This window comes from Huaxiibacter chinensis (assembly GCF_022171985.1).
GTDB lineage: Bacteria > Pseudomonadota > Gammaproteobacteria > Enterobacterales > Enterobacteriaceae > Enterobacter > Enterobacter chinensis_A.
The window spans coordinates 663,318-680,425 of record NZ_JAJVHF010000001.1 but is presented as its reverse complement, the minus strand read 5'-3'; the positions used below and the strand labels follow the sequence as shown (position 1 = coordinate 680,425).

At 58.7% G+C, this 17,108-nt stretch carries 14 protein-coding genes; 10 read left to right on the top strand and 4 right to left on the bottom strand.

Annotated features, from left to right (window positions below; genetic code table 11):
• Nucleotides 1-9: 9 nt before the first annotated feature.
• Nucleotides 10-1,287 (bottom strand): putative acyl-CoA thioester hydrolase, encoded by a 1,278-nt coding sequence (locus LZP96_RS03305; protein WP_374230076.1) that lies wholly within the window; start codon nt 1,285-1,287, stop codon nt 10-12.
• 228 nt (nt 1,288-1,515) lie between these two features.
• Between LZP96_RS03305 and hutI the strand changes: the two genes are divergently transcribed.
• The 5 genes from hutI to hutH all read left to right on the top strand — a co-directional run bounded on the left by hutI (nt 1,516) and on the right by hutH (nt 7,757).
• The gene (hutI, locus tag LZP96_RS03300; RefSeq protein ID WP_064325387.1) at nt 1,516-2,736 is read left to right on the top strand and encodes an imidazolonepropionase; all 1,221 of its coding nucleotides are present in this window, start codon (nt 1,516-1,518) and stop codon (nt 2,734-2,736) included.
• Entirely contained in the window at nt 2,733-3,671 is a 939-nt protein-coding gene (gene hutG, locus LZP96_RS03295) for a formimidoylglutamase (protein WP_064325388.1), read from the top strand. Before hutI ends, hutG begins: the two co-directional genes overlap by 4 nt.
• Nucleotides 3,672-3,689: 18 nt before the next feature.
• Nucleotides 3,690-4,424, top strand: coding sequence for a histidine utilization repressor (locus tag LZP96_RS03290; RefSeq protein ID WP_064325389.1), 735 nt, complete (start codon nt 3,690-3,692; stop codon nt 4,422-4,424).
• Between the two features lie 127 nt (nt 4,425-4,551).
• Nucleotides 4,552-6,240 carry a urocanate hydratase gene (hutU, locus tag LZP96_RS03285; protein ID WP_064325390.1) on the top strand — a complete coding sequence of 563 codons (1,689 nt, stop codon included), beginning with the start codon at nt 4,552-4,554 and terminating at the stop codon, nt 6,238-6,240.
• Entirely contained in the window at nt 6,237-7,757 is a 1,521-nt protein-coding gene (gene hutH / locus LZP96_RS03280) for a histidine ammonia-lyase (RefSeq protein ID WP_064325391.1), read from the top strand. Before hutU ends, hutH begins: the two co-directional genes overlap by 4 nt.
• 90 nt (nt 7,758-7,847) lie before the next feature.
• Here hutH and LZP96_RS03275 read toward each other — a convergent pair whose 3' ends face one another.
• Both LZP96_RS03275 and bioA read right to left on the bottom strand, forming a co-directional pair.
• On the bottom strand, nt 7,848-8,324 hold the full coding sequence (locus LZP96_RS03275) for a kinase inhibitor (RefSeq protein ID WP_064325392.1): 477 nt from the start codon (nt 8,322-8,324) through the stop codon (nt 7,848-7,850).
• A 70-nt stretch (nt 8,325-8,394) separates the two neighbouring features.
• Nucleotides 8,395-9,684 (bottom strand): adenosylmethionine--8-amino-7-oxononanoate transaminase, encoded by a 1,290-nt coding sequence (gene bioA / locus LZP96_RS03270; RefSeq protein ID WP_445297872.1) that lies wholly within the window; start codon nt 9,682-9,684, stop codon nt 8,395-8,397.
• Nucleotides 9,685-9,770: 86 nt separating this feature from the next.
• On the opposite strand from bioA, the gene bioB reads away from it, so the two are divergent.
• The 4 genes from bioB to bioD are packed head-to-tail and all read left to right on the top strand — an operon-like array spanning nt 9,771 to nt 13,398.
• Nucleotides 9,771-10,811 carry a biotin synthase BioB gene (bioB, locus tag LZP96_RS03265; protein ID WP_064325394.1) on the top strand — a complete coding sequence of 347 codons (1,041 nt, stop codon included), beginning with the start codon at nt 9,771-9,773 and terminating at the stop codon, nt 10,809-10,811.
• Nucleotides 10,808-11,965 (top strand): 8-amino-7-oxononanoate synthase, encoded by a 1,158-nt coding sequence (bioF, locus tag LZP96_RS03260; RefSeq protein ID WP_064325395.1) that lies wholly within the window; start codon nt 10,808-10,810, stop codon nt 11,963-11,965. Before bioB ends, bioF begins: the two co-directional genes overlap by 4 nt.
• A complete protein-coding gene (bioC, locus tag LZP96_RS03255; RefSeq protein WP_064325396.1) occupies nt 11,949-12,704 on the top strand; it encodes a malonyl-ACP O-methyltransferase BioC in 756 nt (251 codons plus the stop codon). Before bioF ends, bioC begins: the two co-directional genes overlap by 17 nt.
• Nucleotides 12,697-13,398 carry a dethiobiotin synthase gene (gene bioD, locus LZP96_RS03250; protein WP_064325397.1) on the top strand — a complete coding sequence of 234 codons (702 nt, stop codon included), beginning with the start codon at nt 12,697-12,699 and terminating at the stop codon, nt 13,396-13,398. The genes bioC and bioD overlap by 8 nt, the downstream gene beginning before the upstream one ends.
• Here the strand turns inward: bioD and LZP96_RS03245 are convergent.
• On the bottom strand, nt 13,361-14,074 hold the full coding sequence (locus LZP96_RS03245; protein ID WP_064325398.1) for an ABC transporter ATP-binding protein: 714 nt from the start codon (nt 14,072-14,074) through the stop codon (nt 13,361-13,363). The genes bioD and LZP96_RS03245 overlap by 38 nt on opposite strands.
• A gap of 726 nt (nt 14,075-14,800) precedes the next feature.
• Here LZP96_RS03245 and uvrB point away from each other — a divergent pair.
• A complete protein-coding gene (gene uvrB / locus LZP96_RS03240) occupies nt 14,801-16,816 on the top strand; it encodes an excinuclease ABC subunit UvrB (protein WP_064325399.1) in 2,016 nt (671 codons plus the stop codon).
• Nucleotides 16,817-17,108: the final 292 nt, after the last annotated feature.

Sequence of the window (17,108 nt, the reverse complement as noted above, 5' to 3'; positions counted from 1 at the left end):
AAAACGGAATTACTGTTTTGGCTCAGCAACCACTTTGCTACCCAGACCTCGGTTGTTGTATTCCCACATGCGGTTGAAGTTAGCGTCGTTCAGGTTACGCTGCACGTTACCTTTGTCATCCAGGGTGCCGGTATTGCCAGCGTAAGGACGTTTAGAGATAGCGGCATCGGCCCAGGGTTTCGCCATATTGAAACCTTCGTTGATCACGCTATCGCGGATCACTACCTGGCCGTTAGTGGCAGAGTCGGCATCCAGCGAGCGGCCCAGCTGTGCAACATTGTCACCGGAAGCGGTAAAGCGGCTGTTGACCGCCAGGAAACCATAGAACAGGTTGGACAGGGTCGCCGGCGCGAAGACATAACCTTCCTGCTGGGTGCGGGAATTCACCACGCGGAAATCGGTGTTATCAAATACCACTGCGCCACGGCCAGAGACAATATCCACATCGCCTTCGATGTAGCTGTTTGTCACCAGGGTGCGGGTCAGACGGTTATTTTGCAACGTGTTCTGCAAACCGCTGTTGGTCACAAAGAAGGTGTTCTGACGGCCCAGAATGTTCACTTTGTTGATTTGTACCTTGTCGCCATCGGAACGCAGGGCAACGGCCTGGTGATTACCGGCATCCACGCTGTCGCCAACGGTGTTCTGAATGGTCAGGTTCTGCAGCTGCAAGCCATTATTCTGCGACCAGAATACGGCTGAGCACATCACGCCAATGGTCGCGCTGCGCTTGTTCTGGCAGTTATCGAACATATACCACGCCGGTTTGCCCGGCATATATTTACCGGCCGGGTTCACCAGATGGCGCCAGGTCGTGCTGTCGATCTCAGAATCGATGGCCTGACCGATTTTCACATCTGACGCTTTTTCACCGGTTCCGTAAATGGTGATGCTGCCTGGCGCGGCAGGCACGTAGACCGTCCCTTCGTATTCACCCGGCATAATAGCGATGTACTGGCGAGAGGCGCTGTGACGAGTAATGGCAGCATCAACGGCAGCCTGAATAGAAGTATGCGTCACGCCCGGCGTGCCGGCTGGGCCGACAATAAAGTTTGGTTTTTCAGGCAGACGGATAGAAGACGGGGTCCACGGTGCCGCGTTCGCGTCCATCGACGAGAAGTAGTGCGCCTGGCTAAAGTTTTTCGCTTCATCAGCCGACAGAATCGGGCGAGAGGCCGTACCCGGAGCAGCCTGCTCAGAAGGTCGTTGGTCCGGTGGCGTTGAGCTACACGCGGACAGTGTCACGCCAAAAGCGAGGGCCATTGCCAGACGGGAAATCCTGGACATATTCAAGGGAAAGCTCCTGAGTTCACGAATCAAAGGGATAGTCGAAATAGCCTGCTTTTTTATACTAAGTTGAGCGAAACGGGAAGATGAATCCGGTAAAAAGTTGCATTTTCTCCCCCGACTCCCGGGAAAGTTAACCCTATGACGTCACACTTTCGTGCAAGGCGGTTGACAGAGGCGACGGAATCAAAATAAATGTCTATACAACCCATGACAAGCGGAAGCCCCATGCAGCAGCTTCTTCCTGACGATGTTATCTGGCGCAATGCGCGATTGGCCACGCTGGACCCGTCCCGTTCTGAACCCTACGGCATGCTCGATAATCATGCGCTCATCGTTCGCGATGGCACGATTGTGGCGCGAGTGCCGGTGTCTGAACTGCCCGCTCATCAAAACAGTATCGATCTTCAGGGGCGGCTGGTCACGCCGGGGCTGATTGATTGTCATACCCATGTGATCTTCGGCGGTAACCGGGCAGCAGAATGGGAGCAGCGGCTCAACGGCGTCTCTTACCAGACCCTTAGCGCGCAGGGTGGGGGGATCAATTCCACCGTCGCGGCAACCCGCGCCAGCTCGCCGGAAACATTGGCAGCACTTGCTGAACAGCGGCTGCGTCGTCTGATGAATGAGGGGGTGACCACGATTGAAATCAAATCGGGTTATGGCCTGAACCTCGAGGCAGAAGAGAAAATGCTGCGGGTGGCGCAGACTCTCGCCCGTCAGCATGCCATAGAGGTTAGCCCAACCCTGCTGGCGGCGCATGCGGTGCCGGTTGAGTTCCGCGGGGATCCCGATCGCTATCTCACGCTGGTGTGTGAACAGATTATGCCCTCACTCTGGCAGCAGGGCCTTTTTGAGGCGGTTGATGTCTTTTGTGAAAACGTCGGGTTCAGCCCGTCGCAAACCGAACGCGTCTTCCAGGCGGCAACTGCGCTCGGCATTCCCGTTAAGGGCCACGTCGAGCAGCTCTCCCGTCTGGGCGGCGCAGCCCTGGTCAGCCGCTTTAAGGGCTTGTCTGCCGATCATATTGAGTATCTTGATGACGCCGGTGTGGCTGCCATGGCGCAGCAGGGCACGGTTGCGGTATTGCTCCCCGGGGCGTTTTACTTTCTTCAGGAGCGCCAGCGCCCGCCGGTTGAAGAACTGCGTAAGCAAGGCGTGCCAATGGCCGTGGCGACCGACTACAACCCCGGCACCAGCCCGTTTGCCAGCCTGCATCTGGCGATGAACATGGCCTGCGTTCAGTTCGGGCTGACGCCAGAGGAGGCCTGGGCTGGGGTAACGCGCCATGCCGCGCACGCGCTGGGACGCGGCGCTACCCATGGCCAGCTCACCGCCGGGTTTGTGGCTGATTTTATCGTCTGGGATGCAGATCATCCGGTTGAGATGGTCTACGAGCCGGGGCGCAATCCTCTCTTTCAACGTATATTCCGCGGGAAGATCGCATGAAACAGTGGCAACCTACGCCCTGCACTGTCTGGCAGGGCCGTGACGATAGGACAGAGTCCCCCAACGCCCTGCGTATTTTCCAGACGATAGCCCTCGATGACGCGCAACCCCCGGTCCGCGACGGCATCGCGCTCCTCGGTTTTGCCAGCGATGAGGGGGTAAAGCGCAATCAGGGCAGGCCAGGGGCGGCGGACTCGCCCGACCTGATCCGTCAGGCGCTGGCGAATATGGCGAGCCATTCTGGTCATGAGCGGTTGCAGGATCGAGGCACTTTTCTGGTCGCAGGCGACCAGCTTGAGGCCGCCCAGCAGGCGCTCAGCGACGAGGTGCAGCGTTGCCAGCAGGCGGGGATGCGCACGCTGGTTTTAGGTGGCGGGCACGAAACCGCCTGGGCGCACGGGCGCGGGGTTCTGGATGCCTTTCCGGACGCGCGCGTGGCCATTATTAATCTGGACGCCCATCTCGATTTACGTCAGGCGGCGCGGGCCACTTCCGGCACCCCCTTCCTGCAGCTTGCGCGTCATTGCCAGTCCCGGGGCCGGGCATTCCAGTATGCCTGTCTGGGCGTGAGCCGGGCGGGGAATACCCAGGCGCTTTGGGATGAAGCCCATCGCCTGGGGGTGACCGTCGTCGAGGATATTCATTTTCGCCGTGATGCGGCCGACGCGCTGGAGCGGGTTCTGGCAGAGGCCGACAGGGTGTATTTAACCCTGGATCTGGATGTGCTGCCCGCAGGCGAGATGCCTGCGGTCTCGGCACCGGCGGCATTAGGCATTCCGGCGCTGGATCTGTTACCCCTTATCGAACGCCTTTGCCGCAGCGGGAAACTGCAGGCTGCCGATCTGGTAGAATTCAATCCGCACTACGACAGAGACGGTCAGGGTGCGCGCCTGGCCGCGCGGCTGGCCTGGCAAATCGCTCACTGGTGGGCATAACCATATTAAGGAGTCAGCATGTTTTCACGCTCACCGGGTCAGCTTTCCGGCACCCCCGCCCCTTTTTATGAAAAGGTGAAGCAGGCGATCAGCGAGAAAATCGCGACAGGGCACTGGCGTGCGCACGATCGCATCCCCTCAGAGGCCGAACTGGTGGCACAGTTTGGTTTTAGCCGGATGACCATCAATCGCGCCTTACGTGAGCTCACGGATGAAGGGCTTCTGGTGCGTTTGCAGGGCGTGGGGACCTTCGTTGCTGAGCCAAAAGGTCAGTCTGCCCTGTTTGAAATTCGCAGCATCGCCGATGAGATTGCCGCACGACAGCACCATCACCGCTGCGAGGTTTTAAAACTTGACGCCGTTCAGGCCAGTGTCGAGCAGGCGGCAGAGTTGAACGTCGCGGAAGGGACCTCGATTTACCATTCGGTGATGGTCCATTTCGAAAACGATATTCCGGTTCAGATTGAAGATCGCTGCGTAAACGCGCTGCGCGTACCGGACTATCTGCTGCAGGATTACACCCTGACTACCCCGCACGCCTACCTTTCGCAGGTCGCCCCGTTAACCGAAGGGGAGCATATCGTGGAGGCGGTGCGCGCCACGCCGCAGGAGTGCGCGTGGCTAAGAATCAAAGAGCAGGATCCTTGCCTGCTGATTCGCCGGCGAACCTGGTCCGCGTCGCAGATTGTCTCCCAGGCGAAGCTGCTATTTCCCGGCGCCCGATACCGTCTGCAGGGGCATTTTATGTCCTGATGGCGCAAAGCGTGATAGCTAACGCAATATCATAAAATTGTATCTTTTTTGTTAAATCCTTCCTTGTGCGTGGTTGTCTATACAAGTATATCTATGTGTATCTTTCATCCCGTATGAGGTCTACACAATGTCGTCAGATCGCTACCGCGAGCAGGATATCCGCGCCCCACGTGGAACCACGCTGACCGCCAAAAGCTGGCTTACCGAAGCGCCCCTGCGCATGTTGATGAACAATCTTGATCCGGACGTCGCTGAAAATCCCCATGCCCTGGTGGTTTATGGCGGTATCGGGCGCGCGGCGCGCAACTGGGAATGCTACGACGCGATTGTGAAATCCCTGATTGATCTCAACGATGATGAAACGCTGCTGGTGCAGTCCGGTAAGCCAGTAGGCGTGTTTAAGACCCATCAGAATGCACCTCGCGTGTTAATCGCCAATTCCAACCTGGTGCCGCACTGGGCTACGTGGGAACACTTTAATGAGCTGGATGCCAGAGGGCTGGCGATGTATGGCCAGATGACGGCTGGCAGCTGGATCTATATTGGCAGTCAGGGCATCGTGCAGGGAACGTACGAAACCTTCGTGGAGGCCGGACGGCAGCATTATGGCGGCTCGCTGAAGGGGCGTTGGGTGCTGACGGCAGGGTTAGGCGGAATGGGCGGTGCCCAGCCGCTGGCAGCCACGCTGGCGGGCGCCTGCTCTCTGAACATTGAATGCCAGCAAAGCCGCATTGATTTCCGCCTGCGTACCCGTTACGTGGATGAGCAGGCGGATAACCTGGTTGACGCGCTGGCGCGCATTCAAAAATACACCGCTGCAGGCAAAGCAGTGTCGATTGCGCTCTGCGGCAACGCGGCCGAACTGGTGCCTGACATAGTCGCGCGCGGCGTGCGGCCTGATTTGGTCACCGATCAGACCAGCGCGCACGATCCGCTGCACGGTTATCTGCCCAAAGGCTGGACGTGGGAAGAGTATCAGCATAACGCGCAACGCGATCCGCAAGGTACCGTGCAGGCGGCGAAACGCGCGATGGCGGAACACGTGACGGCCATGCTGGCCTTTCACGCGATGGGCGTCCCTACGTTCGACTATGGCAACAACATCCGCCAGATGGCAAAAGAGATGGGCGTTGAAAACGCCTTTGATTTCCCGGGGTTTGTTCCGGCCTATATTCGTCCCCTTTTCTGTCGCGGGATCGGCCCGTTCCGCTGGGTAGCCCTGTCCGGCGATCCGCAGGATATCTACCGCACCGATGCGAAGGTAAAAGAGATTGTCGCCGACGACGAACACCTGCACCACTGGCTGGACATGGCCCGCGAACGCATTCATTTCCAGGGGCTGCCGGCACGTATCTGCTGGGTCGGGCTTGAGTGGCGGCAAAAGCTCGGGCTGGCCTTTAACGAAATGGTCCGCAATGGTGAAGTTTCTGCGCCCATCGTTATTGGTCGCGACCATCTTGATTCCGGCTCGGTTGCCAGCCCCAATCGCGAAACGGAAGCCATGCGTGACGGTTCCGATGCGGTGTCCGACTGGCCGCTGCTTAACGCGTTGTTAAACACCGCGAGCGGGGCGACATGGGTTTCGTTGCACCACGGCGGGGGCGTAGGCATGGGCTTTTCCCAGCATGCGGGCATGGTGATTGTGTGTGACGGCACCGATGAAGCCGCTGCCCGTATCGCTCGGGTACTGCATAACGATCCGGCAACCGGCGTGATGCGTCATGCGGATGCCGGCTACGACATAGCTATAGACTGTGCGAAAGAGCAGGGGCTGAACCTGCCGATGATCCCTGCCACTCAAGGAAAACACCCATGAATACGTTAACCCTGATTCCCGGCTCCCTGACCTTACAGCAGCTTCGCCAGGTCTGGCGGCAACCCGTGAAGCTAACGCTGGACGAGCGTGCCCACGACGGGATTAATGCCAGCGTCGCCTGCGTTGAAGCCATCGTGGCTGAAGACAGAACGGCGTACGGTATCAACACCGGTTTTGGCCTGCTGGCGCAAACGCGTATTGCTGCTCACGACCTTGAAAACTTACAGCGCTCGCTGGTGCTTTCGCACGCGGCAGGCATCGGTGAACCGCTGGATGACGCCATGGTGCGTCTGATGATGGTCCTGAAGATTAACAGCCTGGCGCGGGGCTTTTCCGGCATCCGCCTGAGCGTGATCCAGTCGCTGATTGCGCTGGTGAATGCCGAAGTGTACCCCTGCATTCCGGCTAAAGGCTCCGTTGGGGCCTCGGGCGATCTGGCGCCGCTGGCCCATATGTCCTTGCTGCTGCTGGGCGAAGGTCAGGCCCGCTGGCGGGGCGAATGGCTGCCTGCCGCCGAGGCGCTGAGCAAAGCGGGGCTACAGCCGATCACCCTGGCGGCAAAGGAGGGGCTGGCACTTTTAAACGGGACGCAGGCCTCCACCGCTTTTGCCCTACGCGGACTGTTCGAAGCGGAAGATCTGTATGCTTCCGCGACGGTGTGCGGGGCGCTGACCACCGAAGCGGTGCTGGGCTCCCGTCGTCCCTTTGATGCGCGCATTCACGCGGTGCGGGGCCAGCGCGGCCAAATCGATGCCGCCGCGATGTATCGCCATCTGCTGACAGACACCAGCGAAATTGCCGAGTCTCATCACAACTGCGAAAAAGTGCAGGACCCTTACTCGCTGCGCTGCCAGCCGCAGGTTATGGGGGCCTGTCTGACGCAGCTTCGCCATGTGGCGGATGTCCTGCTGACAGAAGCCAACGCGGTTTCGGACAATCCACTGGTCTTTGCCGAAGAAAACGAGGTGATCTCCGGGGGGAACTTCCACGCCGAGCCGGTGGCAATGGCGGCGGACAATCTGGCGCTGGCTATCGCCGAGATCGGTGCCTTATCCGAACGCCGTATCGCGCTGATGATGGATAAACATATGTCCCAGCTGCCGCCATTCCTGGTGCGCAACGGCGGCGTAAATTCCGGGTTTATGATTGCTCAGGTAACGGCAGCCGCGCTGGCGAGTGAGAACAAGGCCTTATCGCACCCTCACAGCGTTGACAGCCTGCCGACCTCGGCGAATCAGGAAGACCACGTTTCGATGGCGCCTGCCGCAGGGCGGCGGCTATGGGAGATGGCGGCAAATACCCGCGGTGTGGTGGCGGTCGAATGGCTGGCGGCATGTCAGGGGATTGATCTACGAGAAGGGCTAACGTCAAGTCCGTTGCTGGAACAGGCGCGTCACATTCTGCGGGAGCAGGTTGCGCATTATGACGACGATCGATTCTTCGCGCCGGATATTGAAAAAGCGATGGCGCTGCTAAACGAAGGCAGGCTGGTGGGACTTTTGCCAAAAATAGTCTGAAGCCGGGTAGGGAGGATTGTTCGTTGTCACATCCCCTCTCCGTGTAAGGAGAGGGGAAACACGCGGATTATAGCCAGACAAAAGGGGCGGCTAACTGTACATCGCCGTAATCGATGCGCTGCCCAGCGTATGGAAATGAACGTTAAAGCCCACCATCGCCCCGCTGGCGCCTTCATCAACGTCTATCTTCTCCACGTCCAGCGCATGTACCGTGAAAATATACCGGTGCGTCTCGCCTTTTGGCGGCGCTGCGCCACCATAGCCCGCCTGACCAAAATCGGTGCGGGTCTGGACAGCGCCTTCCGGCAGGGCCGTCAGATCCGAACCCGAACCTTGCGGCAACACGCGGGTATCAGCGGGCAGATTCGCCACGACCCAGTGCCACCAGCCGGAGCCTGTCGGGGCATCGGGATCGTAGCAGGTCACCACAAAGCTTTTCGTGCCCGGCGGAACCTCATCCCAGGCAAGATGCGGAGAAATGTTATCCCCCTGATACCCCATGCCGTTAAATACGTGACGCTCCGGAAGTTTCTCCCCGTCGCGCAAATCTTTACTGACAAGCTTCATGCGAATTCTCCTTACGATGCACTGCTCAAAGTGTAATGCATCGTAAGCGTAGTGGATTTGCCGTGCTGGGTTAAATCACAAAATGTGCGGGAATGTTAACGGCGTCGACCACCGCTGAGGTGAGCCTGGTCAGCTGTTCCTGCGTAATGATGTACGGGGGCATCAGATAGATCAGCTTACCAAACGGCCGCACCCAGACGCCCCGTTCGACAAAGAACTTCTGCAATACCGCCTGGTTTACCGGGTGGTGCGTCTCCACCACGCCAATCGCGCCTAAGACGCGAACGTCAGCCACGTTTTCAGAGGCCGCAGCATCCTTGAGTTCACGTTTTAGCTGCCCCTCGATGGCGGCCACCTGGCCCTGCCAGTCGCCGCTTTGCAGAATCGCCAGGCTTTCGTTAGCTACCGCACAGGCCAGAGGATTCCCCATAAACGTGGGGCCGTGCATAAAGCATCCCGCTTCGCCATCGCTGATGGTGTCGGCAATCTCGCGGGTGGCCAGCGTGGCGGAGAGCGTCATTGTACCGCCGGTCAGGGCCTTGCCGAGGCACAGAATATCCGGTGAAATGTCCGCATGTTCGCAGGCAAACAGCTTGCCGGTGCGTCCGAAGCCGGTGGCAATTTCATCGGCAATCAGCAGGATACCCTCCCGGTCACACATCTTACGAATGCGCTTCAGCCACTCAGGATGGTACATGCGCATCCCGCCCGCGCCCTGAACCACAGGCTCCAGGATTACCGCCGCAATCTCGTGACGATGGGCTGCCATCATACGGGCGAAGCCCACCATGTCGGCCTCGTCCCATTCGCCGTCAAACCGGCTTTGTGGCGCAGGGGCAAAGAGATTCTCTGCCAGATACCCCTTCCACAGGCTGTGCATGGAGTTATCCGGATCGCACACCGACATCGCGCCAAAGGTATCGCCGTGATAGCCGTTGCGGAAGGTCAGAAAGCGCTGGCGCGGTTCACCCTTCGCATGCCAGTACTGCAACGCCATTTTCATCGCCACTTCTACGGCAACCGAACCGGTATCGGCAAGAAACACGCACTCCAGGGGAGCCGGGGTCATTGCCACCAGCTTGCGGCAGAGGTCAACGGCAGGCTGATGGGTGATCCCGCCAAACATGACGTGCGACATCTGATCGATTTGCGTTTTCATCGCCGCATTCAGGCGGGGATGGTTGTACCCATGCAGGGTCGCCCACCAGGACGACATTCCCTCCACCAGCGTCTCTCCCGTGGAAAGCTGCAGTTCACACCCGCTCGCCGAGGCCACCGGGTAAACCGGAAGAGGGCGGGTCATGGAGGTGTAAGGGTGCCAGATATGGCGCTGATCGAAGGCGAGATCGTCCTGGGTCATAATCGACTTGTAAACCATTTTGAAATATTTTAGGTTTACAAGTATAAACCGAACCGACAATTAACAAAACCCTTTGGAGAAGCCCAATGGCTCACCACGCACGCTGGACGATGTCGCAAGTCACCGAGTTATTTGAAAAACCTTTTCTGGAGCTGATGTTTGAGGCCCAGCAGATCCACCGTCAGCACTTCGACCCGCGCCATGTCCAGGTCAGTACGTTGCTGTCGATCAAAACAGGCGCCTGTCCGGAAGACTGTAAATATTGCCCGCAGAGTGCCCGCTATAAAACCGGGCTTGAGGCGGAGCGGTTGATGGAAGTTGAGCAGGTGCTCGATTCGGCGCGCAAAGCGAAAAATGCCGGTTCGACCCGTTTTTGCATGGGGGCCGCCTGGAAAAACCCTCACGATCGCGATATGCCGTATCTGGAGCAGATGGTGCAGGGCGTAAAAGCGATGGGGCTGGAAGCCTGCATGACGCTGGGGACGCTGGATGAAAGCCAGGCCCAGCGCCTGTCGGCGGCAGGTCTGGATTACTATAACCACAACCTGGACACCTCCCCGGAATTTTACGGCAATATCATCACGACCCGTACCTATCAGGAGCGTCTGGATACGCTGGATAAGGTGCGCGAGGCGGGCATTAAAGTCTGCTCTGGCGGGATCGTCGGGCTGGGCGAAACGGTGAAGGATCGCGCGGGTTTACTGCTCCAGCTCGCCAACCTGCCGACGCCACCGGAAAGCGTCCCTATCAACATGCTGGTGAAGGTGAAAGGCACGCCGATGGCGGATAACGAGGATGTGGATGCCTTTGATTTTATCCGCACGATTGCGGTGGCGCGAATCATGATGCCCACCTCGTTTGTGCGCCTCTCCGCAGGCCGTGAGCAGATGAGCGAGCAGACGCAGGCGATGTGCTTTATGGCGGGCGCGAACTCTATTTTCTACGGCTGCAAGCTGCTGACCACGCCTAATCCCGAAGAGGATAAAGACGTTCAGCTGTTCCGCAAACTGGGGCTGAATCCGCATCAGACCGAGGTACTTACGGGCGACAACGAGCAGCAGCAACAGCTTGAGCAGCAGTTGTTCAATGCCGATACCGACCAGTATTACAACGCGGCGACGGTATGACCTGGCAGCAACGCATCGACACCGCGCTCGACGCCCGTCGGGCGACGGACACCTTACGCTCGCGCACCGTCGTGGACGGAGGCGCAGGCCGGTTTTTGACCCGCGACCAGCGTCGGTTTTGCAATTTCTCCAGCAATGATTACCTGGGGCTGAGCCAGCATCCGGCGATTATCCGTGCCTGGCAGCAGGGTGCCGACGTCTATGGCGTGGGCAGCGGCGGCTCCGGGCACGTCAGCGGCTACACCCGGGCGCATCATGCGCTGGAAGCCGAACTGGCCGACTGGTTGGGTTATCCGCGGGCGTTACTGTTTATTTCGGGTTTTGCCGCGAATCAGGCGCTGATTGCGGCCCTGATGGATAAAGACGATCGGATTGTCGCCGATCGCCTGAGCCACGCCTCGCTGCTGGAAGCGGCCAGCCTGAGCCCCGCTCAGCTTCGCCGATTTGTCCATAACGACGTCAGTCAGTTGTCCGCGCTGCTGGGGAAACCCTGCGCCGGACAGCAGCTGGTGGTCACCGAAGGGGTGTTTAGCATGGACGGCGACAGCGCCCCGCTGGACGAACTGGGCGCGGCAGCGCGCCAGCATCACGCCTGGACGCTGGTGGATGACGCACACGGTATCGGGGTGCTGGGCGCGGAAGGGCGCGGGAGCACTGCGGCGCTGGACGCTCGCCCCGATCTGCTGGTGGTCACCTTTGGAAAGGGCTTTGGCGTTAGCGGTGCAGCCGTTTTGTGCAGCGCGTCAGTGGCCGATTATCTGCTGCAGTGTGCCCGACATCTCATCTACAGCACCAGCATGCCACCGGCACAGGCGGTGGCGCTGAGGGCGGCGCTCGAGGTGATCCGCAGCGATGACGGGGCACAGCGGCGTCACACTCTGGCCGATCGCGTGCATCGTTTCCGTGAGGGCGTTACCCGTCTGCCGTATCAGATGACCCCTTCGCAGAGCGCCATCCAGCCGCTGATCGTCGGTGATAACCGCCAGGCGATGCAGTTGGCTGAGCGCCTGCGCGAACGCAGCATATGGACCACGGCGATACGCCCGCCCACGGTACCGGTGGGGACCGCGCGACTGCGTCTGACGCTGACGGCTGCCCATGAGCCGGACGACATTGATGCGCTACTGGAGGCACTCCATGCAGCCGGTCAATAAACAGGCCATTGCCTCGGCCTTTGGGCGTGCTGCACAGAGCTATTCCCGCCACGATGAATTGCAGCGCCTGAGCGCGCAGGGCCTGCGGGCGATGCTGGATAACCGAACGTTTGACCGCGTGCTCGATGCCGGGTGCGGGCCGGGCACTCACAGCCGGGCCTGGCGCGATGCGGGAAGCCGGGTGACGGCGCTCGATCTTTCGGCGGCCATGCTGGCGCAAGCGCGTGCGGTGCAGGCCGCGGATGAATATGTGGTGGGGGACATCGAGGCGATGCCTCTCCCCGATGCCCGGTTTGATCTGGTCTGGAGCCATCTGGCGGTGCAGTGGTGCACCAGCTTGCCGCAGGCGTTACGGCAGCTCTGCCGCGTGACGCGACCGGGTGGAACCGTGGCCTTTACCACCCTGCTGGACGACTCGCTGCCGGAATTGCATCAGGCGTGGCGGGCGGTCGATGCGCAACCGCATGCGAACCGTTTTTTGCCGCCGGGCGAGGTAATGGCTGCAATGCAGGGCTTACGTTTTCGCTACACAACGCAGACCGTGACGCTGACCTTCGACGATGCGCTCAGTGCCATGCGCTCCCTCAAGGGCATTGGCGCAACCCATCTGCATGCCGGACGCTCGCGAAAACCGCTCACGCGGGGCGAGCTCAGGCTGCTTGAGGATGCCTGGCCGCACACGGCGGGCGGGTTCCCGCTCTCCTATCAACTATTTCACGGGATAATTGAACGTGACTGAACGCTATTTTGTTACCGGAACGGACACGGAAGTGGGTAAAACCGTGGCCAGTTCCGCCTTGTTACAGGCCGCGCGCCTGCAGGGATTCATCACCGCCGGATACAAGCCGGTGGCATCAGGCAGCGACATGACGCCGGAGGGTTTGCGTAACACGGATGCCCTGGCCCTGCAGCGCCACAGCAGCCTGACGCTCTCTTATCAGGCGGTAAACCCTTATACCTTTGCCGAGCCGACCTCTCCGCATATTGTCAGTGCGGACGAGCAACGTCCGATTGATTTTGCGGTAATATCCGCGGGGTTAAACGCGCTCGAAAAATCGGCAGAGTGGGTGCTGGTGGAAGGGGCAGGGGGCTGGTTTACGCCGCTTTCTGAGACCCACACCTTTGCTGACTGGGTCGGACTGGAACGCCTTCCCGTGATTCTGGTGGTGGGGGTTAAACTGGGCTGCATCAATCATGCCATGCTGACGGCTCAGGCAGTTGAGCAGGCAGGTTTGCCGCTGGCAGGCTGGATTGCTAACGACGTGGTCCCGCCTGGCCGACGTCATCAGGAGTACCTTGCCACCTTAAAACGCCTCTTGCCCGCGCCGTGTCTGGGGGAAATTCCCTGGCTGGCAGAAGGGGCTGAGCACGCCTCGACAGGACAGTATCTGGATCTTAGCCTTTTGCCTCATGCGTCAGCCAGTGGGCAATAAGCTGCTCGTCCAGGGCGTCAACGTGGCCCTGCGCCACGTTACGTCCACGATAGAGCACGCAGAAACGGTCGGCGACCCGGCGTATAAACGACAGATGCTGCTCGGCCAGTAACACCGTCATCCCCAGTTCACGGTTCAGGCGCACCAACAGATGCCCCAGCTTGCGGGCATAGGTGTGCCCTGCGCCCAGCGTGGGTTCATCCAGAATCAGCAGGCGCGGACCATTCACCAGCGCATTGGCAAGCGCCAGCTCGTACTGTGCTTCCTCCCTGAGCGACGTCGCGCGCGTCTGGCGTTGTCCCCAGAGCTGGGGAAAAAGGTCGTATACCCTCTCCTGTGCAGCGCCGTCAACACGGCCCTGTGCGCGCTGAGCAATATGCAGATTCTCCTCCACCGTTAACTGCGAGAAAATCCGCCTCTCCTGCGCCACGTAACCAATGTTCAGCGGACGTCGCTGGGCATCCAGTAAATTCTGCGGCGGCGCGCCAGCTTCATGCCAGATGATGGTGCCGCTTTCGACCGGAAGCTGACCGGTGATGCAATTTATCAGGGTGGTTTTTCCCATACCCGGTAATCCCACGACACCCATGCAGGTGCCAGGAGGTAAATCCAGATCGACATTCCACAGCGTATGTTGGCTTCCGTAAAACTGATTGACGGCACGCAGGCTCAGCATGTTGTTCTCCTGAAGTACAGTAGGGTAAGGCCTAGAGGATGTTCTGCAAAAGCCCTGCCATAACCGACAAAATGATTAAACAGGCCCATTTTTTCGGAATGTATCGCATCATCGGGACGCGTTAAGAGCAGAACTGCACGATGACGGTGCCAGCGAAGATGAGTGATGGTGCAGAAGCCTCATCGACAGTTTTCCGCTGCGACCCGGGCTTAATATCAGCAAAAAAAAGCGATAAATATTTTTTGTTGGGACGCATTCGGGAAAAACCGGGAATTAGCGGAGTGGCTGTCCATGTGGGCTGGAGGCAGTTATCCACTATTCCTGTGGATAAGGTTGTGCATTAGAGTTAGAAAACCTGAGGTAAGCGAGAGAATACGCGGCTTGCGACCAGATTGGTGCGAAACGCGGCTCTGGAAAATATCGCTTAAGAATGAGCGAGTTATATAAAATCAATCATCGTCATGAAAGTGTCACCGGCTGCCATAAAACTTTCATGACCTGTCTTGACAAATGTTAAAAAGGAACTCCATCTGGGGATAACCGAAAAAGCCCGACGTTTTGTTTTGCCGCAGATTAAATTTCAGCCATTTTTCGCTCATCCTTTCAGCAGACTGTTGCTTGTTCTGCCACGTCACTGGTTGTTCATCCAGTATTAATAACTGGCAAAATTATCAGCGACGAGTAAAATTACTCACCTGCCGCTTATTCGTCATCAGGTTGTTGCCCATGAGTAAACCGTTCAAACTGAATTCTGCCTTCCGTCCTTCTGGCGACCAGCCAGAGGCCATTCGTCGCCTGAAAGAGGGGCTGGAAGATGGGCTGGCGCATCAAACGCTGCTAGGCGTAACGGGGTCAGGTAAAACCTTTACGGTGGCGAACGTGATTGCGGATCTCCAGCGTCCCACCATGGTGCTGGCGCCAAATAAAACGCTGGCGGCACAGCTGTACGGCGAGATGAAGGAGTTTTTCCCGGACAACGCGGTGGAATACTTCGTCTCCTATTACGATTATTACCAGCCTGAGGCGTATGTCCCTAGCTCCGACACCTTTATCGAAAAAGATGCCTCGGTGAACGAGCATATCGAACAGATGCGACTGTCGGCGACCAAAGCGCTCCTGGAGCGGCGGGACGTTGTCGTGGTGGCGTCCGTTTCGGCGATCTACGGTCTGGGCGATCCCGATCTGTACCTGAAGATGATGCTGCACCTTACTCAGGGGATGATCATCGATCAGCGGGCGATTTTACGCCGTCTGACCGAGCTGCAGTACACCCGCAACGATCAGGCGTTCCAGCGGGGGACGTTCCGCGTGCGGGGCGAAGTGATCGACATCTTCCCGGCCGAGTCGGACGACATGGCGCTGCGCGTTGAGCTGTTTGACGAAGAGGTCGAACGTCTGTCGTTATTCGATCCGTTGACCGGACACGTTGAATCCACCATTCAGCGCTTTACCGTCTATCCAAAAACCCACTATGTCACCCCGCGCGAGCGTATCGTGCAGGCGATGGAAGACATTAAGGTCGAGCTGGCCGAGCGTCGTAAAGTGCTGCTTGAGAATAACAAATTGCTCGAAGAGCAACGACTGAGCCAGCGCACCCAGTTCGATTTAGAGATGATGAACGAGCTGGGCTACTGCTCAGGCATTGAGAACTACTCGCGTTATCTGTCCGGGCGCGGGCCAGGCGAAGCGCCGCCTACGCTGTTTGACTATTTGCCTGCTGACGGACTGCTTGTTGTGGACGAATCCCACGTCACCATCCCGCAGATCGGCGGGATGTATCGCGGTGACCGGGCGCGTAAAGAGACTCTGGTTGAATACGGTTTCCGCCTGCCGTCGGCGCTGGATAACCGCCCGATGAAGTTTGAAGAGTTTGAGGCGCTTGCCCCGCAAACCATTTACGTTTCTGCCACGCCGGGGAACTACGAACTGGAGAAATCCGGGGATGAGATCATCGATCAGGTGGTGCGTCCGACCGGCCTGCTGGATCCATTAATTGAGGTCCGTCCGGTGGCCACCCAGGTTGACGATCTGCTTTCTGAGATTCGTGCCCGAGTTTCCATTAACGAGCGCGTGCTGGTGACCACACTCACCAAACGTATGGCGGAAGATCTCACCGAATATCTTGAAGAGCATGGCGAGCGCGTGCGCTATCTGCACTCCGATATTGATACGGTCGAGCGTATGGAAATCATCCGCGATTTACGCCTTGGCGAGTTCGATGTGCTGGTGGGGATCAACCTGTTGCGAGAAGGGCTGGATATGCCGGAGGTCTCTCTGGTGGCGATCCTTGACGCGGATAAAGAGGGCTTCCTGCGTTCCGAGCGTTCGCTGATTCAGACCATTGGTCGTGCCGCGCGTAACATCAACGGCAAAGCGATTCTCTACGGCGACAAAATCACCGCCTCGATGGCCAAAGCCATCAGCGAAACCGAGCGTCGTCGTGAGAAGCAGCAGCAGTACAACGAAGAACACGGTATCACGCCGCAGGGGCTGAACAAGAAAGTGGTGGATATTCTCGCGCTGGGTCAGAATATTGCGAAGACCAAGACGAAAGGCCGCGGTAAGTCTCGTTCACCGGTTGAGGCCGATACCGTTGTTCTGACGCCAAAAGCGCTCCAGCAGAAAATCCACGAACTGGAAGGGCAGATGATGCAACACGCGCAGAACCTTGAGTTTGAAGAGGCCGCGCAGATCCGCGACCAGCTGCATCAACTGCGGGATCTGTTTATCGCCGCATCTTAACTAAAAGCAAAATGACAGCCCAAGGCTGTCATTTTTAGTGTGTGCTCCCTCTCCCGTGAGAGAGGGCCGGGGTGAGGGCATCAAACCGCATAGGCTAAGCTCCCTCTCCCGTGGGAGAGGGCCGGGGTGAGGGCATCAGACCGCAGAGGCCTAAGCTCCCTCTCCCGTTGGAGAGGGCCGGGGTGAGGGCATCAGACCGCAGAGGCCTAAGCTCCCTCTCCCGTGGGAGAGGGCTGGGGTGAGGGCATCAAACCGCAGCGGCTTAAGCTCCCTCACCCGTGGGAAAGTGCCG